Origin of the sequence: Streptomyces sp. SCSIO ZS0520, assembly GCF_025643355.1 — a bacterium.
In the GTDB taxonomy this organism is placed as follows: Bacteria; Actinomycetota; Actinomycetes; order Streptomycetales; family Streptomycetaceae; genus Streptomyces; species Streptomyces physcomitrii.
Window position 1 is genome coordinate 574290 of sequence record NZ_CP092644.1, and the last position, 17195, is coordinate 591484.

17 protein-coding genes and 1 pseudogene are annotated in these 17195 nt (G+C 73.4%); 7 read left to right on the forward strand and 11 right to left on the reverse strand.

What is annotated here, in order from left to right:
• Window positions 1-107: 107 nt before the first annotated feature.
• The 4 genes from MID12_RS02110 to MID12_RS02125 all read left to right on the forward strand — a co-directional run bounded on the left by MID12_RS02110 (window position 108) and on the right by MID12_RS02125 (window position 3398).
• Window positions 108-1325: a pyridoxal phosphate-dependent aminotransferase gene (locus MID12_RS02110; RefSeq protein WP_040246355.1), complete on the forward strand. Its 1218-nt coding sequence runs from the start codon at window positions 108-110 to the stop codon at window positions 1323-1325.
• Window positions 1326-1475: 150 nt separating this feature from the next.
• Complete coding sequence (locus tag MID12_RS02115) at window positions 1476-2075, forward strand: histidine phosphatase family protein (protein ID WP_263164512.1); 600 nt, start codon at window positions 1476-1478, stop codon at window positions 2073-2075.
• Window positions 2076-2213: 138 nt separating this feature from the next.
• Window positions 2214-2879, forward strand: coding sequence for a hypothetical protein (locus MID12_RS02120; RefSeq protein ID WP_263164514.1), 666 nt, complete (start codon window positions 2214-2216; stop codon window positions 2877-2879).
• A gap of 96 nt (window positions 2880-2975) precedes the next feature.
• Window positions 2976-3398: an acyl-CoA thioesterase gene (locus MID12_RS02125; RefSeq protein ID WP_263164516.1), complete on the forward strand. Its 423-nt coding sequence runs from the start codon at window positions 2976-2978 to the stop codon at window positions 3396-3398.
• Between the two features lie 25 nt (window positions 3399-3423).
• Here the strand turns inward: MID12_RS02125 and MID12_RS02130 are convergent, their stop codons facing one another.
• The 11 genes and pseudogenes from MID12_RS02130 to MID12_RS02180 all read right to left on the reverse strand — a co-directional run bounded on the left by MID12_RS02130 (window position 3424) and on the right by MID12_RS02180 (window position 13929).
• On the reverse strand, window positions 3424-3606 hold the full coding sequence (locus tag MID12_RS02130; protein WP_263164518.1) for a hypothetical protein: 183 nt from the start codon (window positions 3604-3606) through the stop codon (window positions 3424-3426).
• 17 nt (window positions 3607-3623) lie between these two features.
• A complete protein-coding gene (locus MID12_RS02135; protein WP_263164520.1) occupies window positions 3624-5054 on the reverse strand; it encodes an 8-oxoguanine deaminase in 1431 nt (476 codons plus the stop codon).
• 19 nt (window positions 5055-5073) lie between these two features.
• Window positions 5074-5997, reverse strand: coding sequence for a factor-independent urate hydroxylase (gene pucL, locus MID12_RS02140; RefSeq protein WP_263164522.1), 924 nt, complete (start codon window positions 5995-5997; stop codon window positions 5074-5076).
• A gap of 69 nt (window positions 5998-6066) precedes the next feature.
• Entirely contained in the window at window positions 6067-6480 is a 414-nt protein-coding gene (uraH, locus tag MID12_RS02145; RefSeq protein WP_263164524.1) for a hydroxyisourate hydrolase, read from the reverse strand.
• 208 nt (window positions 6481-6688) lie between these two features.
• Window positions 6689-7192 (reverse strand): annotated as a pseudogene (gene uraD / locus MID12_RS02150) (2-oxo-4-hydroxy-4-carboxy-5-ureidoimidazoline decarboxylase); the annotation flags it as partial.
• Window positions 7193-7313: 121 nt separating this feature from the next.
• On the reverse strand, window positions 7314-7634 hold the full coding sequence (locus tag MID12_RS02155) for a helix-turn-helix domain-containing protein (protein ID WP_052482993.1): 321 nt from the start codon (window positions 7632-7634) through the stop codon (window positions 7314-7316).
• 104 nt (window positions 7635-7738) lie between these two features.
• Window positions 7739-7990 (reverse strand): hypothetical protein, encoded by a 252-nt coding sequence (locus MID12_RS02160; RefSeq protein WP_263164526.1) that lies wholly within the window; start codon window positions 7988-7990, stop codon window positions 7739-7741.
• A gap of 197 nt (window positions 7991-8187) precedes the next feature.
• A complete protein-coding gene (locus MID12_RS02165) occupies window positions 8188-9795 on the reverse strand; it encodes an AMP-binding protein (RefSeq protein WP_263164528.1) in 1608 nt (535 codons plus the stop codon).
• Complete coding sequence (locus tag MID12_RS02170) at window positions 9792-11468, reverse strand: AMP-binding protein (RefSeq protein ID WP_263164530.1); 1677 nt, start codon at window positions 11466-11468, stop codon at window positions 9792-9794. The genes MID12_RS02165 and MID12_RS02170 overlap by 4 nt, the downstream gene beginning before the upstream one ends.
• A gap of 155 nt (window positions 11469-11623) precedes the next feature.
• Complete coding sequence (locus tag MID12_RS02175; protein WP_263164531.1) at window positions 11624-12886, reverse strand: winged helix DNA-binding domain-containing protein; 1263 nt, start codon at window positions 12884-12886, stop codon at window positions 11624-11626.
• A gap of 134 nt (window positions 12887-13020) precedes the next feature.
• Window positions 13021-13929, reverse strand: a complete 909-nt coding sequence (locus tag MID12_RS02180; protein WP_263164532.1) for an AurF N-oxygenase family protein — start codon at window positions 13927-13929, stop codon at window positions 13021-13023.
• Between the two features lie 78 nt (window positions 13930-14007).
• On the opposite strand from MID12_RS02180, the gene MID12_RS02185 reads away from it, so the two are divergent.
• From MID12_RS02185 to MID12_RS02195, 3 genes are all read left to right on the forward strand, one after another.
• Window positions 14008-14925 (forward strand): TetR/AcrR family transcriptional regulator, encoded by a 918-nt coding sequence (locus MID12_RS02185; protein WP_052482051.1) that lies wholly within the window; start codon window positions 14008-14010, stop codon window positions 14923-14925.
• Entirely contained in the window at window positions 14832-15233 is a 402-nt protein-coding gene (locus tag MID12_RS02190) for a DUF4873 domain-containing protein (RefSeq protein ID WP_263164535.1), read from the forward strand. Before MID12_RS02185 ends, MID12_RS02190 begins: the two co-directional genes overlap by 94 nt.
• Window positions 15234-15374: 141 nt before the next feature.
• Entirely contained in the window at window positions 15375-17180 is a 1806-nt protein-coding gene (locus MID12_RS02195) for a sigma-70 family RNA polymerase sigma factor (RefSeq protein ID WP_263164536.1), read from the forward strand.
• Window positions 17181-17195: the final 15 nt, after the last annotated feature.

Below are 17195 nucleotides of genomic sequence, written 5' to 3' on the forward strand. Positions count from 1 at the left end.
GGCAGCAGTCTAGACATGTTGTTGGACTTTCCAAGCTCGAACTTGGTAAAACCAAGTAGCAGTAGAGGGCATACGGACCGGCCGTGTGCACCGGGGAGGGGCGCGGCATGGAGTTCCGGCAGTCGAGCAAGCTGAGCGAGGTCTGCTACGAGATCCGCGGCCCGGTCATCGAACAGGCCAACGCCCTGGAGGAGGCCGGGCACAGCGTGCTGCGGCTGAACACCGGCAACCCGGCGCAGTTCGGCTTCGAGGCGCCGGAGGAGATCGTCCAGGACATGATCCGGATGCTGCCGCAGGCGCACGGCTACACCGACTCGCGCGGCATCCTCCCGGCCCGGCGCGCGGTGGCCCAGCGCTACCAGCAACTCGGCCTGGACGTCGACGTGGAGGACGTCTACCTCGGCAACGGCGTCTCCGAACTCGTCTCGATGGCGGTGCAGGCGCTGATCGAGGACGGCGACGAAGTCCTCATCCCCGCACCGGACTTCCCGCTGTGGACCGCCGTCACCACCCTCTCGGGCGGCCGGCCCGTGCACTACCTCTGCGACGAGTCCGCCGACTGGTACCCGGACCTCGCCGACATGGCCGCCAAGATCACCGACCGCACCCGGGCCGTCGTCCTCATCAACCCCAACAACCCGACCGGGGCGGTCTATCCGAAGGAGATCGTCGAGGGCATCCTCGAACTCGCCCGCAGGCACCACCTGATGGTCTTCGCCGACGAGATCTACGACCAGATCCTCTACGACGGGGCCGTCCACCACTCGGCGGCCGCGCTCGCCGCCGAGTCCGGTGACCTGGTGGTGCTCACCTTCAGCGGCCTCTCCAAGACCTACCGGGTGGCGGGCTTCCGCTCGGGCTGGCTGGTCGTCACCGGACCCAGGGAGCAGGCCCGCGACTACCTGGAGGGCCTCACCATGCTGGCCTCGATGCGCCTGTGCCCCAACGCGCCCGCGCAGTACGCGATCCAGGCGGCCCTCGGCGGGCGGCAGTCGATCCAGGCGCTCACCGCGCCCGGCGGACGCCTGCACGAGCAGCGCGACCGGGCCTGGCAGCGCCTCAACGAGATACCCGGGGTCAGCTGCGTCAAGCCGAAGGGCGCGCTGTACGCCTTCCCGCGGCTCGACCCGAAGGTGCACGCCGTCCACGACGACGAGCGCTTCGTCCTGGACCTGCTGCTGCGCGAGAAGATCCAGGTCGTCCAGGGCACCGGCTTCAACTGGCCGCGCCCGGACCACTTCCGGATCCTGACCCTGCCGCACGCGGACGACCTGGACGCCGCCATCGGACGCATCGGGCGCTTCCTCGGCAGCTACCGGCAGTAGCGGCGACCGGGGCCGCCGGACGCGAGCCGACCGCCCCGACGGGCGACCCGCCGGGCGGCGCCGACACCGTACCCGGCCCGGGCGGTGGCAGGCTCGGTGCCCAGGCACGGGACGCGAACGGCCCGGCACCGACAGAACGGAACGCACGACATGGGTGACCTGCTCCTGGTGCGGCACGGCGAGACCGCGTGGTCCCTGACGGGGCAGCACACCAGCTGGACCGAGCTGCCGCTGACCGGGAACGGCCGCGCCCAGGCCCGGTCCCTGGGCCCCCTGCTGACCTCGCACCGCATCGCCGCGGTCCTCTGCAGCCCGCGCCTGCGCGCCCGGGAGACCGCCGCCCTCGCCGGACTCGGCAGCCCGCGCCTGGACGAGGACCTCAGCGAATGGGACTACGGCGCCTACGAGGGCGTGACCACCGCCGAGATCCAGCGGGAGCGGCCCGACTGGTTCCTCTTCCGGGACGGGGTGGCCGCCGGGCCGCCGGAGCACCCCGGGGAGAGCCCGGAGCAGGTCGGGGCGCGGGCCGACCGGGTGCTCGCCAAGGCGGACGCCGCGCTCGCCCAGGAGGAGGGCAGCGTCGTCCTGGTCGCGCACGGCCACTACCTGCGGGTGCTGACCGCCCGGCGGCTCGGGCTGCCGCCGTCCTCGGGCGCGCTGTTCCAGCTGGCGACCGGGACGGTCGGACGGCTGAGCACCGAGCACGGCCGCCCGGTCCTCGCCGCCTGGAATGTCAGACCCCCCTCGTAGTCTCCGAGGAGTGCGTACGCGAGGGAGTGCGTAGGGAGGGTTCCGGATCGGGGGCAGGTTCCGGATCCGGGGCCCCGCCCTCGCGGGCACGGGTACGCGGAGGCACGGGTACGCGGAGAAGCAGAGGAAGGAGACACCATGGCACGGCCGCCGAGCGCCGCCCAGCTGCGCCTGATCGAGGCCGCCGATCCGCTCACCGGTCGGCTGAAGGGCACCGAACGGCAACTCGACGCCCTGGTGCGGCTCGGGCTCGCCTTCGTCCACCCCCGCCCGCCGCACGACCGCTACCTCTCCCCCGCCGGCCACCGGCTGCGCGAGGCACCCGCACCGGAGCCCGCCCCGACGACCGGACCCGGCGGCCCACCGGGAACAGCCGCCGAGTCCACCGCCCCGGCCGCCGCCCCCGGTGTCTTCGCCGCGCGTACGGGGGACCCGCCCGCCCCGGCCGACGGCCCGGCCCGGCGGCACGAGGTGCGCACCGCCTGGCAGGGCCTCCTGGAACTGCGCCGGATGACCAACCCCGCGGGCGAGGCGAACCGCCCCTGCGGCTGGGAGCGCGCCCATCTGATACCGGCCGCCGCCCTCGCCCTGGAGGCGGCGGGCTGCCGCCCCGCCTCCACCGCGGGCGAGGGCTACCGCGTCCTCGGCACGCCCCAGCCGGAGGCCGTCGCCGTGCACGAGCCGGACGCGGAGCGCCTGCGCTCCTGCGCCGAGGCGCTGGTGGCGGCGGGCTGGCAGACCGGCGAGCACACCGAGCCGCGCCGAAGATCCCGGTACCTGCTTGCCTCCCCGCGCCGGAGCTGAGCGCGCGTGGCGGGCGTCACCCCGGCAGCCGCCGTTTCCCGCTGTTGAATGAGGTGAGCACAGGCTCAGCTCCCCCGTTCCGAGAGGCACTTCGCTGTGGCACAGCCCTACTCCGTCCCGGTCACCGTCCGCGGATACGAGACCGACACCCAGGGCCATCTGAACCAGGCCGTCTACCTCCAGTACGCCGAACACGCCCGCTGGTCCCTGCTCCAGGAGGCGGGCATCCGGCAGAGCGACCTCCTCGCGCAGGGCATCGGTCCGGCCGCGCTGGAGACCACCATCAAGTACCGCCGGGAACTGCACGCGGGCGACGAGGTCGAGGTCAGCTGCGCCTTCGTCTGGGGCGAGGGCAAGACCTTCACCCTGGAGCAGTCGATCACCCTCCGGGACGGCACCCTCTCGGCGCAGGTGACGGCGGTCGGCGGCATCCTCGACCTGACGGCGCGCAAGCTCGTACCGGACCCGGCCGCGCGGATGCGGGCGCTGGCCCGGAAGCCGGAGCTGCTCGGGCTCTGAGCGAGGACCGCCACGGCGGGGGCAGTCAGCCGACTCCCAGCGGCTTGGCCATGACCAGCTCCCGGGAGCCGTCCGGCAGCAGCTCACCCGGCTCGGCGGTGTGCCCGAAGCCGCAGCGGGTGTAGAGGGCGAGGGCGGCGGCGTTGTCGGGCCGCACCGACAGCCCAGCGGGGTCGCCGGTGCGGCGAGAGGGCGTGCACAGCGTCATGCGGCAGACGCGCCCTCTCAAACAGTCCCCAGACCGGCGAGGCGCTGGGCCTCGGCGCGGGTGCGTCGGGCCAGGGCCTCCTCGTCGACGCCGAGCAGTCTGCCGTCCTCGACCACGGCGCGGCCGCCGACCAGGGACAGGGTGACGGGGGCGGGTGCGCCGAGGACCAGGGCGCTCACCGGGTCGGCGATCGTGGAGTGGGCGAGGGTGTCCATCCGCCAGAGCACCAGGTCGGCCAGTTTCCCGGGCTCCAGGGAGCCGATCTCCCGCGCCCGGCCGAGGACTTGGGCGCCGCCGAAGGTGGCGAGGCGCAGGGCCTCGCGGGCGGTGAGGGCGGCCTCGCGGTGCGGGCCGAGCCGGTTGACCAGCAGGGAGTTGCGCAGTTCGGTGTGGAGTTCGCCGGACTCGTTGGAGGCGGTGCCGTCGACGCCGAGGCCGACCGGGATGCCCGCGGCCAGCATGTCCGGGACCCGGGCGATCCCGGCGGCGAGGCGGGCGTTGGAGGAGGGGCAGTGCGCGACGCCGGTGCGGGTGCGGGCGAAGGCCGCCAGGTCGGAGTCGTTCATATGGACGCAGTGCGCCATCCACACGTCCTCGCCGAGCCAGCCGGTGGACTCGAAGTAGTCGGTGGGCCCCATCCCGAACAGCTCGTGGCAGAAGGCCTCCTCCTCCCGCGTCTCGGAGCCGTGGGTGTGCAGCCGCACCCCCTTGCGGCGGGCCAACTCCGCGCCCTGCCGCATCAGTTCGGTGCTCACCGAGAAGGGCGAGCAGGGGGCCACCGCGATCTGCGTCATGGCGCCGAAGGAGGCGTCGTGGTGGGCGTCGATGGTCGCCTCGGTGGCGGCGAGGGCCTGGTCCAGGCTCTCCACGGCGAAATCGGGCGGCAGTCCGCCCGCCGACTCGCCGCGGTCCATCGAGCCCCGGGCCAGCGTCAGCCGGACGCCGGTCTCCCCGGCGGCCCGTACGATCGCGCCGGACAGGTCGCCGGTGCCGCGCGGGAAGACGTAGTGGTGGTCCATGGCGGTGGTGACACCGCCCCGCGCCATCATCGCGAGCGAGCCCCCGGCGGCGGCGTGCACCATCGGCTCGTCGATGCGCGCCCAGGTCGGGTAGAGCGCCACCAGCCAGTCGAAGAGCTTGTGGTCGGTGGCGAGTCCGCGGGTGAGCCACTGGTAGAAGTGGTGGTGGGTGTTGACGAGTCCGGGGGTCGCCAGATGCCCGGCGGCGTCGATGCGGCGCACCGGGCCGGGCAGGTCCTCGGGCGCCGGACCGGGCCCGAGGGACTCGATCAGCCCGCCCGCGAGGACCAGGTGCCCGCTCGGGTACTCGGTGCCCTCGGCGTCGACGGTCGCGACGGCGCAGTTCTCGATGACGAGGCGCTCGCCGCCCGGCGGCAGTTGCCCGGAGCGGTCCTCGCCTCCCGGCTCGGGGTGTTCCTCGCGCGGCATGGGGGCTCCAAAGGGGGGCTCAGCCCTGGGTGGGCTCGGTGGGGATGCGGGGGCTGCCGCCCTCGCGCAGCACGGTCGCCTCGATGAGCCCGTAGGGGCGGTCGGCGGCGAAGTAGACCTCGTTCTCGTTGTCCAGGCCGAAGGCTTCCAGGTCGGCGAGGAAGTGGTGCTTGTTCGGCAGCGAGAGGCGGATCTCCTCGATCTCGTCCCGGGTTTCGAGGACCCGGGCGCCCATCGCGTACAGGGTCTGCTGGAGCGAGAGGGAGTGGGTACCGGCGAAGGCGTCCAGGAGCGCGGCGCGTACGGCCGCGTAGGAGGCCTCCCAGTCGGGCAGCGGGTCCTCGTCGGTGCTCCAGGCGTGGCGCCAGCGGGCGTGGACCTCGGTGGCGAGCACCCGGTCCCGGGTCTCGGCGAGGGTGGTGTAGCGGTCCCTGGCGAAGCCCCAGAACTCCGAGTCGGTGGTGTTCATGACGACCAGGTCCTTGAGGCCGGACACGACCTCGCAGCGACCGCCGTCGTAGTCGAGGCGGGCCGTCCTGGTCTCCTGCCCCTTGCGGACGAAGGAGTGCGGCAGCCCGCTGCCCTCGGCGTCGGTGAGACGCTCCCAGTCGTACTGCTCGATGCCGATCCGCGCCCGGTGTATCGCCTCCTGCGAGTCGGTGAAGTGCCGGGCCAGCCGGATGCCGAACTCCTCGGCGGAGGCGATGCCGTGCTCCTTGGCGAAGGCGAAGACGGTGTTCTTCATGGTGTCGGTCGGCAGCACATGCGCGTTGGAGCCGCTGAGGTGGACCGCGTCCATGTCGCCGGAGAGGGCCACCGAGACGCTGAGGTCCTTCAGCCGGTGCACCGGCCCGTCCCGGGTGACGCGTACGACGCGGGTCTCCGCCTTGCCGTACTGGTTCTGGCCGAGCACCACCGGCCGCGGCCGGTCCTGTTGGCTCATGCTGTACGCCCCCTTCGGTCGGATCGAGGTGCCGCGCGCCCGCCTGCCGCGGGCGCGCGGATGCCGCCGTCAGCTGCCCCGGTAGACCGAGTAGCCGAACCGGCTCAGCAGCAGCGGTACGTGGAAGTGCTCGCCGGGCCGCACCTCGAAGGTGACGGTGACCTCCGGGAAGAAACCGGCCGGTGCCTCGGGGTCGGGGCCGCCGAGGTAGGGCCCGGTGGTGAAGTCCAGCCGCGCGGCGCCGGTCCCCGGGGGCAGCGGCGGCAGCTCGCGGCAGCGCCCGTCCCCGTCGGTGCGGGAGTCGCCGACCGCCCGCCAGGATCCGTCGGCGGCCTGCGCCGAGAGCGCCACCGGGATGCCTTCGGCGGGGCGGCCCGCAGCGGTGTCCAGGACATGGGTGGAGACGGTGGTCGGGGTGAGGGGGGCGGCGGGGGGCTCGCTGCTCGCCGCGGTCTCGGCCCCAGGGTGCTGCTGCTCGCTCATGGCGTCACTCTCCCCCGTCCTTCGGCTTGTCCGCCTCGGCCGTCGCCTCGGCCTCTTCCGGCTTTTCCGGCTCTTCCGGCCTTTCCGGCGCCCGGTCCGCCGTCCCGTTCCCCGGATCCTTCGGCCGGTCCGCGCCGTCCGGTCGGGCCGGAGTGTCCGATCGGGCCGAGGTGTCCGGACGAGTAGGGGTGTCCGATCGGGCCGAGGTGTCCGGACCGGCGAGGCGGGTGAGCCGGATGTGGTTGATCCGGCCGAGTTCGCGGCGGACGATCTGGAGTTCGCGCTCGGGGGTGTTGTCCAGGCGCTCGCGCAGGGCGTCGCGCAGCTGCTCGGCGCCGAGTCCGGTGGCGCAGATCAGGAAGACATGGCCGAAGCGGTCCTGGTAGCGGAGGTTGAGGTCGAGGAGTTCGGCCTTGATCTCCTCGCTGGCCGAGGCGGCGCCCCGCTGCTCGCGGGCGGAGACCGGGTCGCCCTCCTTGGGGCGGCCGATCGGCGGATGGGCCGCCATCGCCTCGGCGAGGTCCGACTCGGAGAGCAGGTCGAGGGCGGCGTCCGAGGCCTCGAACAGGTCCGCTCTGGCCGCGAAGGGGCGACCGCCGAGCACGGCCGAGGCCCAGGCGGGGGACGCGCAGATCTCCAGGAGCAGATCGGCCGCCTCCTCGGGCGGCAGCGCGTTGAAGCGGTCGAGGCCGAGGGCCGGGTCGGACGTCATGGTGCCTCCTGTGCCTGATACCGGGCGGCGCCCACAGCTAAGCCGGGGAAGCGGCGCCGCGTCAACAGTTTGTTGAAGTCGGGGCCGGAAGATCGTCCGCACCCCTTGTCCCGCAAGGGATTCACCCCTGATCGGGGCTGTTCTGCCTGTTCAGGTAGTTGTATACGGTGAACCGGCTGACGCCGAGCGCCTGCGCCGCCCGCTCCACCCCGTGCCGCACGGTGAAGGCGCCGCGCGCCTCCAGGCTCCGTACGATCTCCTGCTTGGTCCGGCGGTCGAGCCCGGAGAGCGGGGTGCCGTGCTGCTGCTCCAGGGCCGCCAGGATGCGCTCCAGGGAGTCGGCGAGTCCCGGCAGCCGGACCGCGAGGACCTCGCGGCCCTCCCAGCTGAGGACGACGTCCTCGCCGCGGGCCTCGGCGGGCGGGAGCATCGTGCCGCCCATGGCCTCGACGAGGGGGCGCACGGCCGCCGCGAAGGGCTCACCGGCGAGGGAACCCGCGTCGGCCCCGTCCGCCGTCCCGGCGGGCCCCTGGGCTCGGTCCGCGGTCAACGGCCCTCCCCCTCAAGGACGTTGACCTGGAGCGAGATCCGGGTGGCGCCGGAATCGAGGCCGCTGCGCAGTACCGCGGAGACGGCTTCGAGTACGGCCTCCGGCGTGCCCTCCGCCGTGTTGCCGAAGGGGCCGACGTCCACCGAGTCGAGCGCGGCGCCGTCGAGCACCGTCCGGGTGGCGCGGGCGTGCTCCGGCGTCTCCTCCAGGTCGAAGGGCTCGGTGGTGAACTCCAGGCGCAGTCGCACGGTGCCCCTTCCTGCCGGGCCGGATCCGGTCCACCGGCCGTTGCGGGCGACCCTAACCGAGGGGCGGCGGCCGGGGCGCACGGCCGGTGGACTCCGTACGACCCGACCCGACTCGACCTGACCCGGCCCGACTCGACCCGGAAGGGCACGGTCCGGACCCGGCCCGGCGCGGCGCCGTCCGGGCCGGGCCGGGTCCGTCAGGAGCCGTACCGCTCCCGCAGTTCGATCTTGCGGACCTTGCCGCTGACCGTCATCGGGAAGCTCTCCAGGGTCCGCAGCCGGGCCGGGACCTTGTAGTGCGCGAGGCGCTCGCGGCAGAAGTCCTGGATCTCCGCGAGTGTCAGGCTCTCCGCCGGGTCGCGCAGGATGACGCAGGCCAGGACCTCTTCGCCGTACTTCTCGTGCGGGACGCCGACCACCTGGACGTCCGCGATCTTGGGGTGGCCGTAGAGGAACTCCTCGATCTCGCGCGGGTAGATGTTCTCGCCGCCGCGGATGATCATGTCCTTGATACGGCCGGTGATCTGCAGGCAGCCGTCCTCGCGCATCACGGCGAGGTCGCCGGTGTGCATCCAGCGCCCGGCGTCGACGGCCTCGGCGGTCTTCTCCGGCTCCTCCCAGTAGCCGAGCATCACGCTGTAGCCGCGGGTGCACAGCTCCCCGGCCTCGCCCCGGGGCAGGGTGACACCGGTGGCCGGGTCCACCACCTTGACCTCGATGTGCGGCAGTACGCGGCCCACGGTGGCGGTGCGGCGCTCCAGGTCGTCGTCGCGGCGGGTCTGGCAGGAGACCGGCGAGGTCTCGGTCATGCCGTAGCAGATCGAGACCTCGGACATGTGCATCTCGGTGACGACCCGCTTCATGACCTCCACCGGGCAGGGCGAGCCGGCCATGATGCCGGTGCGCAGCGAGCTGAGGTCGTACGTGGCGAAGTCCGGGAGGTTCAGCTCCGCGATGAACATGGTGGGCACCCCGTACAGCGAGGTGCAGCGCTCCTGCGCGACGGCCCGGAGGGTGGCGGCCGGTTCGAAGGAGGGCGCGGGGATGACGATGCAGGCGCCGTGCGAGGTGGCGCCCAGGTTCCCCATCACCATGCCGAAGCAGTGGTAGAAGGGCACCGGCACGCACACCCGGTCCTGCTCGGTGTAGCCGATCGTCTCGCCCACCCAGTAGCCGTTGTTGAGGATGTTGTGGTGGGAGAGGGTGGCGCCCTTGGGGAAGCCGGTGGTGCCCGAGGTGTACTGGATGTTGATCGGGTCGTCGCAGCTCAACTCGGCCTCGCGGGCGGCCAGTTGCTCCGCGCTGACCGCCGGGGCGGCCGCGGTCAGCTCCTCCCAGCCGGGGTCGCTGAGGAAGACGGTCTCGCGCAACTCGGGGCAGTTGTCCCGCACTTGGGCGACCAGGGCGCGGTAGTCGCTGCTCTTGTGGCCGGTGGAGGCGATCAGCAGGCCGATGCCCGCCTGCCGGAGGACGAACTCCAACTCATGTGCCCGGTAGGCCGGGTTGATGTTGACCATGATGGCGCCGATCCGGGCGGTGGCGTACTGCACCAGCACCCACTCCGCGCAGTTCACCGCCCAGATGCCGACCCGGTCGCCCTTGGCCACTCCCCTGGCGAGCAGCGCCCGCGACAACACCTCGGTCTCGGCGTGTAGTTGGGCGTAGGTCCAGCGGCGCCCCGTGGGGACGTCGACCAGCGCGTCCCGGTCCGGGAAGGCCGCGACCGTACGGGCCAGGTTCTCCCCGATGGTCTGGCCGAGCAGCGGGGTGTCGCTGGTGCCGTGGGCGTAGCTGAGTGCGGTCACCGGAAGTCCTCCTCGCGGTACTCCTGGTCCGATCCGGCGGCGGTCTGCTCGCGCAGCTCGATACGGCGGATCTTGCCGGAGATCGTCTTGGGCAGGGCGCCGAACTCCAGCCGCCGCAGCCGCTTGTAGGGGGCGAGCACGGCCCGCGAGTGCGCGAAGATCTCCTTCGCGGCCTCCGGGCCCGGGGTGTGTCCCGCGGCGAGCACGATGTACGCCTTCGGCACGGCGAGGCGCACCTCGTCGGGGGCGGGCACCACGGCGGCCTCGGCCACCGCCTCGTGTTCGAGCAGTGCGCTCTCCAGCTCGAAGGGGGAGATCTTGTAGTCGGAGGCCTTGAAGACGTCGTCGGCCCGGCCCACGTAGGTGAGGTAGCCCTCCGCGTCGCGGGAGCCGATGTCGCCGGTGCGGTAGTAGCCGTCCGCCATCGCCTCGGCGGTGCGCTCCGGGTCGCCGTGGTAGCCGGTCATCAGGCCCACCGGGCGGGCGGCGAGGTCGAGGGCGATCTCGCCCTCGGCGGCGCCGGGTTCGCCGGTCTCCGGGTCGAGCAGCTCCACCCGGAAGCCGGGGCTCGGGCGGCCCATGGAGCCGGGCTTGAGGCGCTGGCCGGGGCTGTTGGAGACCTGCACGGCGGTCTCGGTCTGCCCGAAGCCGTCCCGGATGGTGACGCCCCAGGCGCGGCGGACCTGCTCGATGACCTCCGGGTTGAGGGGCTCGCCCGCGGCGACCACCTCGCGCGGGGCCCGCTCCAGCTGACCGAGGTCGGCCTGGATGAGCATCCGCCAGACGGTCGGCGGGGCGCAGAAGGTGGTGACGCCCGCGCGGTCCATCTGCGCCATCAGCGCGGCGGCGTCGAAGCGCGTGTAGTTGTAGAGGAAGACGGTGGCCTCGGCGCTCCAGGGGGCGAAGAGATTGGACCAGGCGTGCTTGGCCCAGCCCGGCGAGGAGATGTTCAGATGCACATCGCCCGGCCGCAGCCCGATCCAGTACATGGTCGCCAAGTGGCCCACGGGGTACGAGACATGGGTGTGCTCGACCAGTTTGGGCTGGGCGGTGGTGCCCGAGGTGAAGTAGAGCATCAGGGTGTCCTCGGCGCGGGTCGGCCCGTCCGGGACGAAGTCGGCCGGGGCCCCGGCGCTGTCCGCGTAGCGGAGCCAGCCCTGGGTGCGCTCCCCCACCGCGATCCGGGTGTAGTCGCCGGGCACGGTGGCGAACTTCCCGGTGTCCTCGCCCCGGACCAGGACATGGGACACCCGGCCGCGCGCCACCCGGTCGGCGAGGTCGGCGGGGCCGAGCAGCACCGTCGCCGGGATGACCACCGCGCGCAGCTTCATCGCGGCGAGGGCGGTCTCCCACAGCTCGGCCTGGTTGCCGAGCATGACGAGGATCCGGTCGCCCGCCGAAACCCCCTGTGCGCGCAGCCAGTTGGCGGTGCGGGCGGACCGCTCGGACATCTCGGCGAAGGACACCCGGGTCTCGGCCCCGTCCTCCTCGACGATGTGCAGCGCGGTGCGGTCGTTGCCCTCGGCCACCGTGTCGAACCAGTCGAGGGCCCAGTTGAAGTGCGCCGGACGCGGCCACCGGAAGCCCTCGTACGCGGCCCGGTAGTCCTCGCGGTTCGCCAGCAGGAAGTCGCGTGCGCTGCGGAATGCCTCCGTGGCGCCAGTGGGCGTCATCAGTCCTCCTCCTCGCCGGGTCCCTGCTCCGGCGCTGGCCCCCATCGTGGTCCCCGGGCGGGCCGATCACCAGCCCCTGGCCGGGGCTGTCCGTCCGGCGGCCGGAACGCCTGCCCTCCAGGTCAGGCGCGGACCGGGCGCGCGGGCCCGCCGCCTCAGCCGGGCGGCCCGGCCACCGCGGCGAAGCGGACCTCTCCGGTACCCGCCGCGCACATCCGGGACATCAGCCGCCCGGCCTCCTCCTCGATCCCGCTGCGCGCGGCGCGGCTCGCCCCCTCGAACAGCTCCACCGTGAGCAGCGGCCGCTCCCCACTCTCGTCGAGCCGCCACAGCCCGGCGAGGAAGCCGTCCAGGAGGAGGGTCCGGAAGGCCTGGTTGCCGCGTACGTGGCGGTGCCGGTGGACGGGCGGGATGACCCGGGTCCGGTCGGCGTGCGAGAGCAGGAGGTTGTCGTACTCGGGCAGGAAGCGGGGCGGCGCGGGGGTGTCCGGGTCGGGCCGCGGGGCCTCGGGGAGGTCGAAGAGCTCGGTGCCGTGCTCGTCGCGGAAGACCCGGAGCGCGGGCCGCAGTTCCTCGAACCCGGCGCGCAGCCCGGTCAGCCCGCACCAGGTCCCCATGTCCTTGACGGAGGCGGGCCCGAAGGCGGCCAGATAGCGGCGGACGGCCTCCCCGGCGCCGAGCGGCTCGACCGCCTCGGCCGCCGCCCGGCCGAGCCACTTCTCCGCGGTGGTCAGGGCGACCTGGCCGCCGCGCCCCCACAGGCCGCGCGGCGTCACCTGGATCAGCGGCAGCAGGCAGCGGGCCGCCATGGCGAGGGCGCGGGGCTCGGCATCGGGCCACGCGGCGCCCAGGGCGGTGCGCAGCTGGGCCATGGTGCGCGGTTCGTCCTCCACCAGCTCGCGGGCCAGCGCGCTCAGGCGGTCCAGGTCCACGCCCACCAGGCCCTTGCGGAAATGGTGCAGTTCGCGGTCCTTGGCCGGCTGGACGAAGGGCCGCAGCCGCAGGAGGTCGCGGGCGGTGTGGGTGTGCAGGGTGGAGCGCAGGGTGGCGCTCCGGACCGCCTGACGCCCGGCCATCGGCGCCGAGAGGTCCTCGGGCCGGAAGCGGGCGAGCCGCGCGGCGAGGGCGAAGTAGGGCGGCCGGACGTTCTGCGCCTGGAGGCCGAGCAGGTGCTCCAGGGCCTCGGGCACCGTCGACTCGGCCGGTTCCAGAAGGAGTTGGCGGGCGAGGGTGGCCCGGTTGAGGGCGCGGGCGGAGAGCACCTCGGGCTCTCCGCCCGCACCCCCGGCTGCCGTCCCCGGCTTCTTCCGTCCGCTCGTCTGCCGCCCGGTGGCCTCCCGTCCGGTGGCCTTCCGTCCGGTCGGTCCGGCCGGCTGCCGCCCGGTCGTCGCGGTGGCCCGCTGCTGCCTGCTCGTCATGGCGGCACGCTAACCGCCCTCGCGGACCTCTGCTGTCCGCGACTCCCCCGTCCGTGCGCGGGGCCCGGGGAGCGCACCCCTGACGCGTTCCCCGGGCCCCGCCGCGGCCCCTCCCCGGCTCAGCCCAGCAGGCCTCAGCCCAGCAGGTGGGTCTGGCGCCACAGCTTCATGCCGGGGGCGCCGACGAGTCCGTTCTCGTCCAGGAAGGACATGATCCGCTCGCCCGAGTACCGCATCGTCTCCCGGTAGTACGGGTTGCGGTGCGCGGCCCGCCAGGCCTCCTTCGGGTCGAGCCCGACGGCGGCGTACGCCTGGGGGTTGATCAGGCTGCGGGTGATGAAGAAGGAGACCAGGGCGATCATCAGCCGCTGGTAGCGCAGTTCGGCGGGGCCGAGGGCGCCCATGCCGCGGACCACCTCCTCGCGGGCGAAGGTGACGTGCCGGGCCTCCTCCATGATGTGGATCCGGTTGACCATGCGGATCAGCGGCTGGAGGGACTCGTCGGCCGCCATCTCGCGCTGCAGTCGGTCGAGGATCTCCTCGGCGACCAGGATCGAGCCGAACATCGCGGGCCCGTAGGCCAGGGTCGGCAGCACCTTGGCGAGCCGGTGCACATAGGCGGGCGGGCCGTAGGCCGGGGCGTCGATGCGCTTGACCATCTTGGCGAACATCGTGACGTGGCGGCACTCCTCGGCCACCTCGGTCAGCGCGTACTGCTCGTGCTGCCTGCCGGGGTCGCCGTTGTAGACCGCCTTGAGCAGCATCTGCATGAGCAGGACCTCGAACCACAGGCCCACGCTCGCGACGGTGGCGATCTCGTGCCTGCCCAGTTCGAGGCGCTGCTCCTCGGACAGGCGCCGCCACAGGTCCGTGCCGTAGAGGGAGATGCGCTCGGGGACCATATAGCCCTTGCCCTCGACGAGGGGGGCGTTCCAGTCCAGGTCGATCTCGGGGTCGTAGAACTTCCTGGCCGAGGAGGACAGCAGCCGTGCCGCGGTCTTCTCCCGGTCGCTGACGTTCGCTGCGGACGCTGTGTCGGCCATGCGGCTCGTCCCCATTTCCTCGCGTTTACCGTTACTTCTAGGTAACGCTTACCCTCGGTAGCATGTAGTCTCGGGGCCGTGGTAGTCAAGAGCGGACAGTCCGGCAGAACCAGGGACGGACGGCGGGAGCGGTGGCGCACCCACCGGGCGGCCCGCCGCGCCGAGTTCGTCGATGCCGCCCTGCGCGCCTTCGCCCGGCACGGGCCCGAGTTGCGGGTCGAGCAGGTCGCCGCGGAGGCCGGGGTCAGCAAGCCGGTGCTCTACCGCCACTTCGAGGACAAGGCCGGACTCCAGGACGCCATCCACGAGCGCGGCGCCGAGCTCCTGGTGACCCGGCTCGCCCCCGCCCTGGACGACACCGCCTCGCCCCGGGACCGGATCAGGGCCGCGGTACGGGGCTATCTCTCGCTGATCGAGGAGCAGCCCAACCTCTACTGGTTCATCCGGCGCACCCAGCCGGGCGGAGCCGAGGCCGGGGACAGCGGGGTGGAGGCGGGCAAGAGCGTCATCGCCGCCACCCTCGCCCACGCCTTCGACGAGTACCTCTTCGCCTTCGGCATCACCGAACGGGCCGCCGCGCCGATGGCCCACGCGATCGTCGGCATGGTGCAGAGCACGGCCGAATGGTGGACCACCGACCCGCGCAGCGACCGCGCCGAGGTCGAGGAACACCTGGTCGGCTTCATCTGGTCGCTGATCGACGGGGTGCTCCGCCGCCACGGCGTGCAGCTCGACCCCGAGGTCGCCGTCAACGCCCCCGACATCCAGGCGACCCGGGCCGCAGCGCCGCCGAGGTCCGCTGCCGCCGGGTCCGCCCCGTCCGCCTCCTTCCCGGCGCCGCCCGCCGCTCCCGCCGCCCCCACGTCCGCCGAGCCGTCCGGCCCCGACGAAGGAGACCCGTCATGCCCGACTCCCCCCTCGCCCCGCCGGACCTCCCCGCCGGGGAGCACGGCGCGGAGCAGCCGGACGAGGGATACCGCGGCCCGGCGCGGCTGACGGTCGCCGGTGCGGAGCACCCCGTCGAGGTGGACCTGCGCGGGCACTTCCAGCCCATCGACGGCAAGTACCACTGGTACGGGCGGATCGCCGCCGACTCCGGACTCGCGGACCTGCTCCAGGGCAAGCGGGCGAAGGGCGCGCTGCGCACCCCGTACGGCGAGTCCGAGGGCGAGCTCGCGGACCCCGACCTCTGGCACCGCTACCGGATCACCGGCACCGGCCGGCCGCCGTTCCCGGTCGGCGAGGAGCAGGGCGAAGCCGCACCGCGGGGCCGGGCCGGGGGCGCCGGAGACGGACAGGGCTGACGCCCGCTCAGGGACTTCGTATCGCCGTCCGCTCTGTTCTTCCACGACCCGGATGCTGTTTTCTGTTATCCGCGCACACCCGTGGGGTCTCCCAAGGTGTAGGGCCACCGAGGCGAGACGAGAGCGAGTGGGGACGAGGCCGTGAGCAGCCAATACGATGCCGTTGCCCTGGTGCGGGCCGCGCAGACCGGGGACCAGCGGGCACAGGACGAACTGGTGGGCGCGTACCTGCCACTCCTGTACAACGTGGTCGGCCGCGCCCTGCACGGGCACGCCGACACCGACGACATCGTCCAGGAGACGATGCTGCGCGCGCTCGGCTCGCTCGGCAGCCTGCGCGATCCGGCCAGCTTCCAGTCCTGGCTGCTCGCCATCGCGATGAACGAACTGCGCCGCCACTGGCAGAGCCCCGCGGAGCAGGGTCCTGGCCCGCTGCCCGAGACCCGCGAGATCGCGGACCCCGGCGCCGACTTCGTGGATCTGACCATCCTGCGGCTCGGCCTCTCCGGGCAGCGGCGCGAGACCGCCGAGGCGACGCGCTGGCTGGACCCCGACGACAACGCCCTGCTCTCGCTGTGGTGGCTGGAGGTCTCGGGCCGCCTGAGCCGCACCGAGGTGGCCGCCGCCATGGGGCTCTCCCCGCAGCACACCGCGGTACGCGTGCAGCGGATGAAGGCGCAGCTGGAGACCGCGCGCACGGTGGTGCGCGCCCTCGCGCTGCGCCCGCTCTGCCCGGGTCTCGGCCAGGTCGCCGAGGCCTGGGACGGTTCGCCCTCGGCGCTCTGGCGCAAGCGGCTCGCCCGGCACGTACGCGACTGCCCGCTCTGCTCGGAGCAGGGCGCCGGACTCGTCGTCGCCGAACGCCTCCTCGTGGGCCTCGCCCTGGTGCCGCTCGGCGCGGGCCTCGCCGCCGCGCCCGGACTCTTCCACGGCGCCCAGGCCGCGGCGGCGACCGGAATGCCGGGCGGACCGGTACCCGTCCATCCGGCCTCCGGCGGCGCGATACCCGGGGATCCGGTATCCGGCGGCGCGATACCCGGCGGCCAGGCCGGGACACCGGGTGATCCCTTCTCCGGCGGATCGGCGGGCGGCCACCCGCCCGCCGACGGGACGTACGCGGCCCAGAGCGGGGCCCCGGCGGGGACCGGCGGGCACGCGGGCGGGGGGCACGCGGGCGCTTCATCTGCCGGTACCGGCGGCGGTACGCACGCGGGAACCGGCGGTACGCACGCCGCCGCCGGTGCGGGCAAGCACCGGCGCAAGCGGGGCGGTCAGGCCGTGACCGTGGGCGCCTCGGTGGTGCTGCTGCTCGCCGTGGGCGGGGTCGTCTACACCAGCACCCGGTCCTCCGAGGACAACGGCAAGGAGGCCAGGACGCCGGCCTCGGCGCCGGTGACCTCGGCGAGCGCCTCCGCCTCGCCGAGCCCGAGCAAGAGCCCCAGCAAGAGCAGTTCACCGAGCCCTTCGAAGAAGCCGAAGCCCAAGCCGAAGCCGTCCTCCGCGAAGCCCTCGCCCACCAGGAAGCCGACCCCGACCGCCGAGCCGAAGTCCGAGCCCGGCGGCGGCTCGCAGGTCGACCAGGTCACCCGGCTCGTCAACGCCGAGCGCGCGAAGAACGGCTGCGGCCCGGTGACGGCCAACCCGAAGCTCCAGTCCGCGGCCCAGAGCCACTCCGACGACATGGCCGACCGCGACTACTTCTCGCACACCGACCCGGACGGCGGAGACCCGGGCGACCGCATCACCGCCGCCGGATACCGCTGGAGCACCTACGGCGAGAACATCGCCGCGGGCCAGCAGACCCCCTCGCAGGTCATGGAGGGCTGGATGAACAGCGAGGGCCACCGCGCCAACATCCTGAACTGCGGCTTCAAGGAGATCGGCGTCGGCCTGCGCAAGGACGCGAGCGGCCCGATCTGGACCCAGAACTTCGGCACCGCGCTCTGAGGCCCCGGCCGCCGG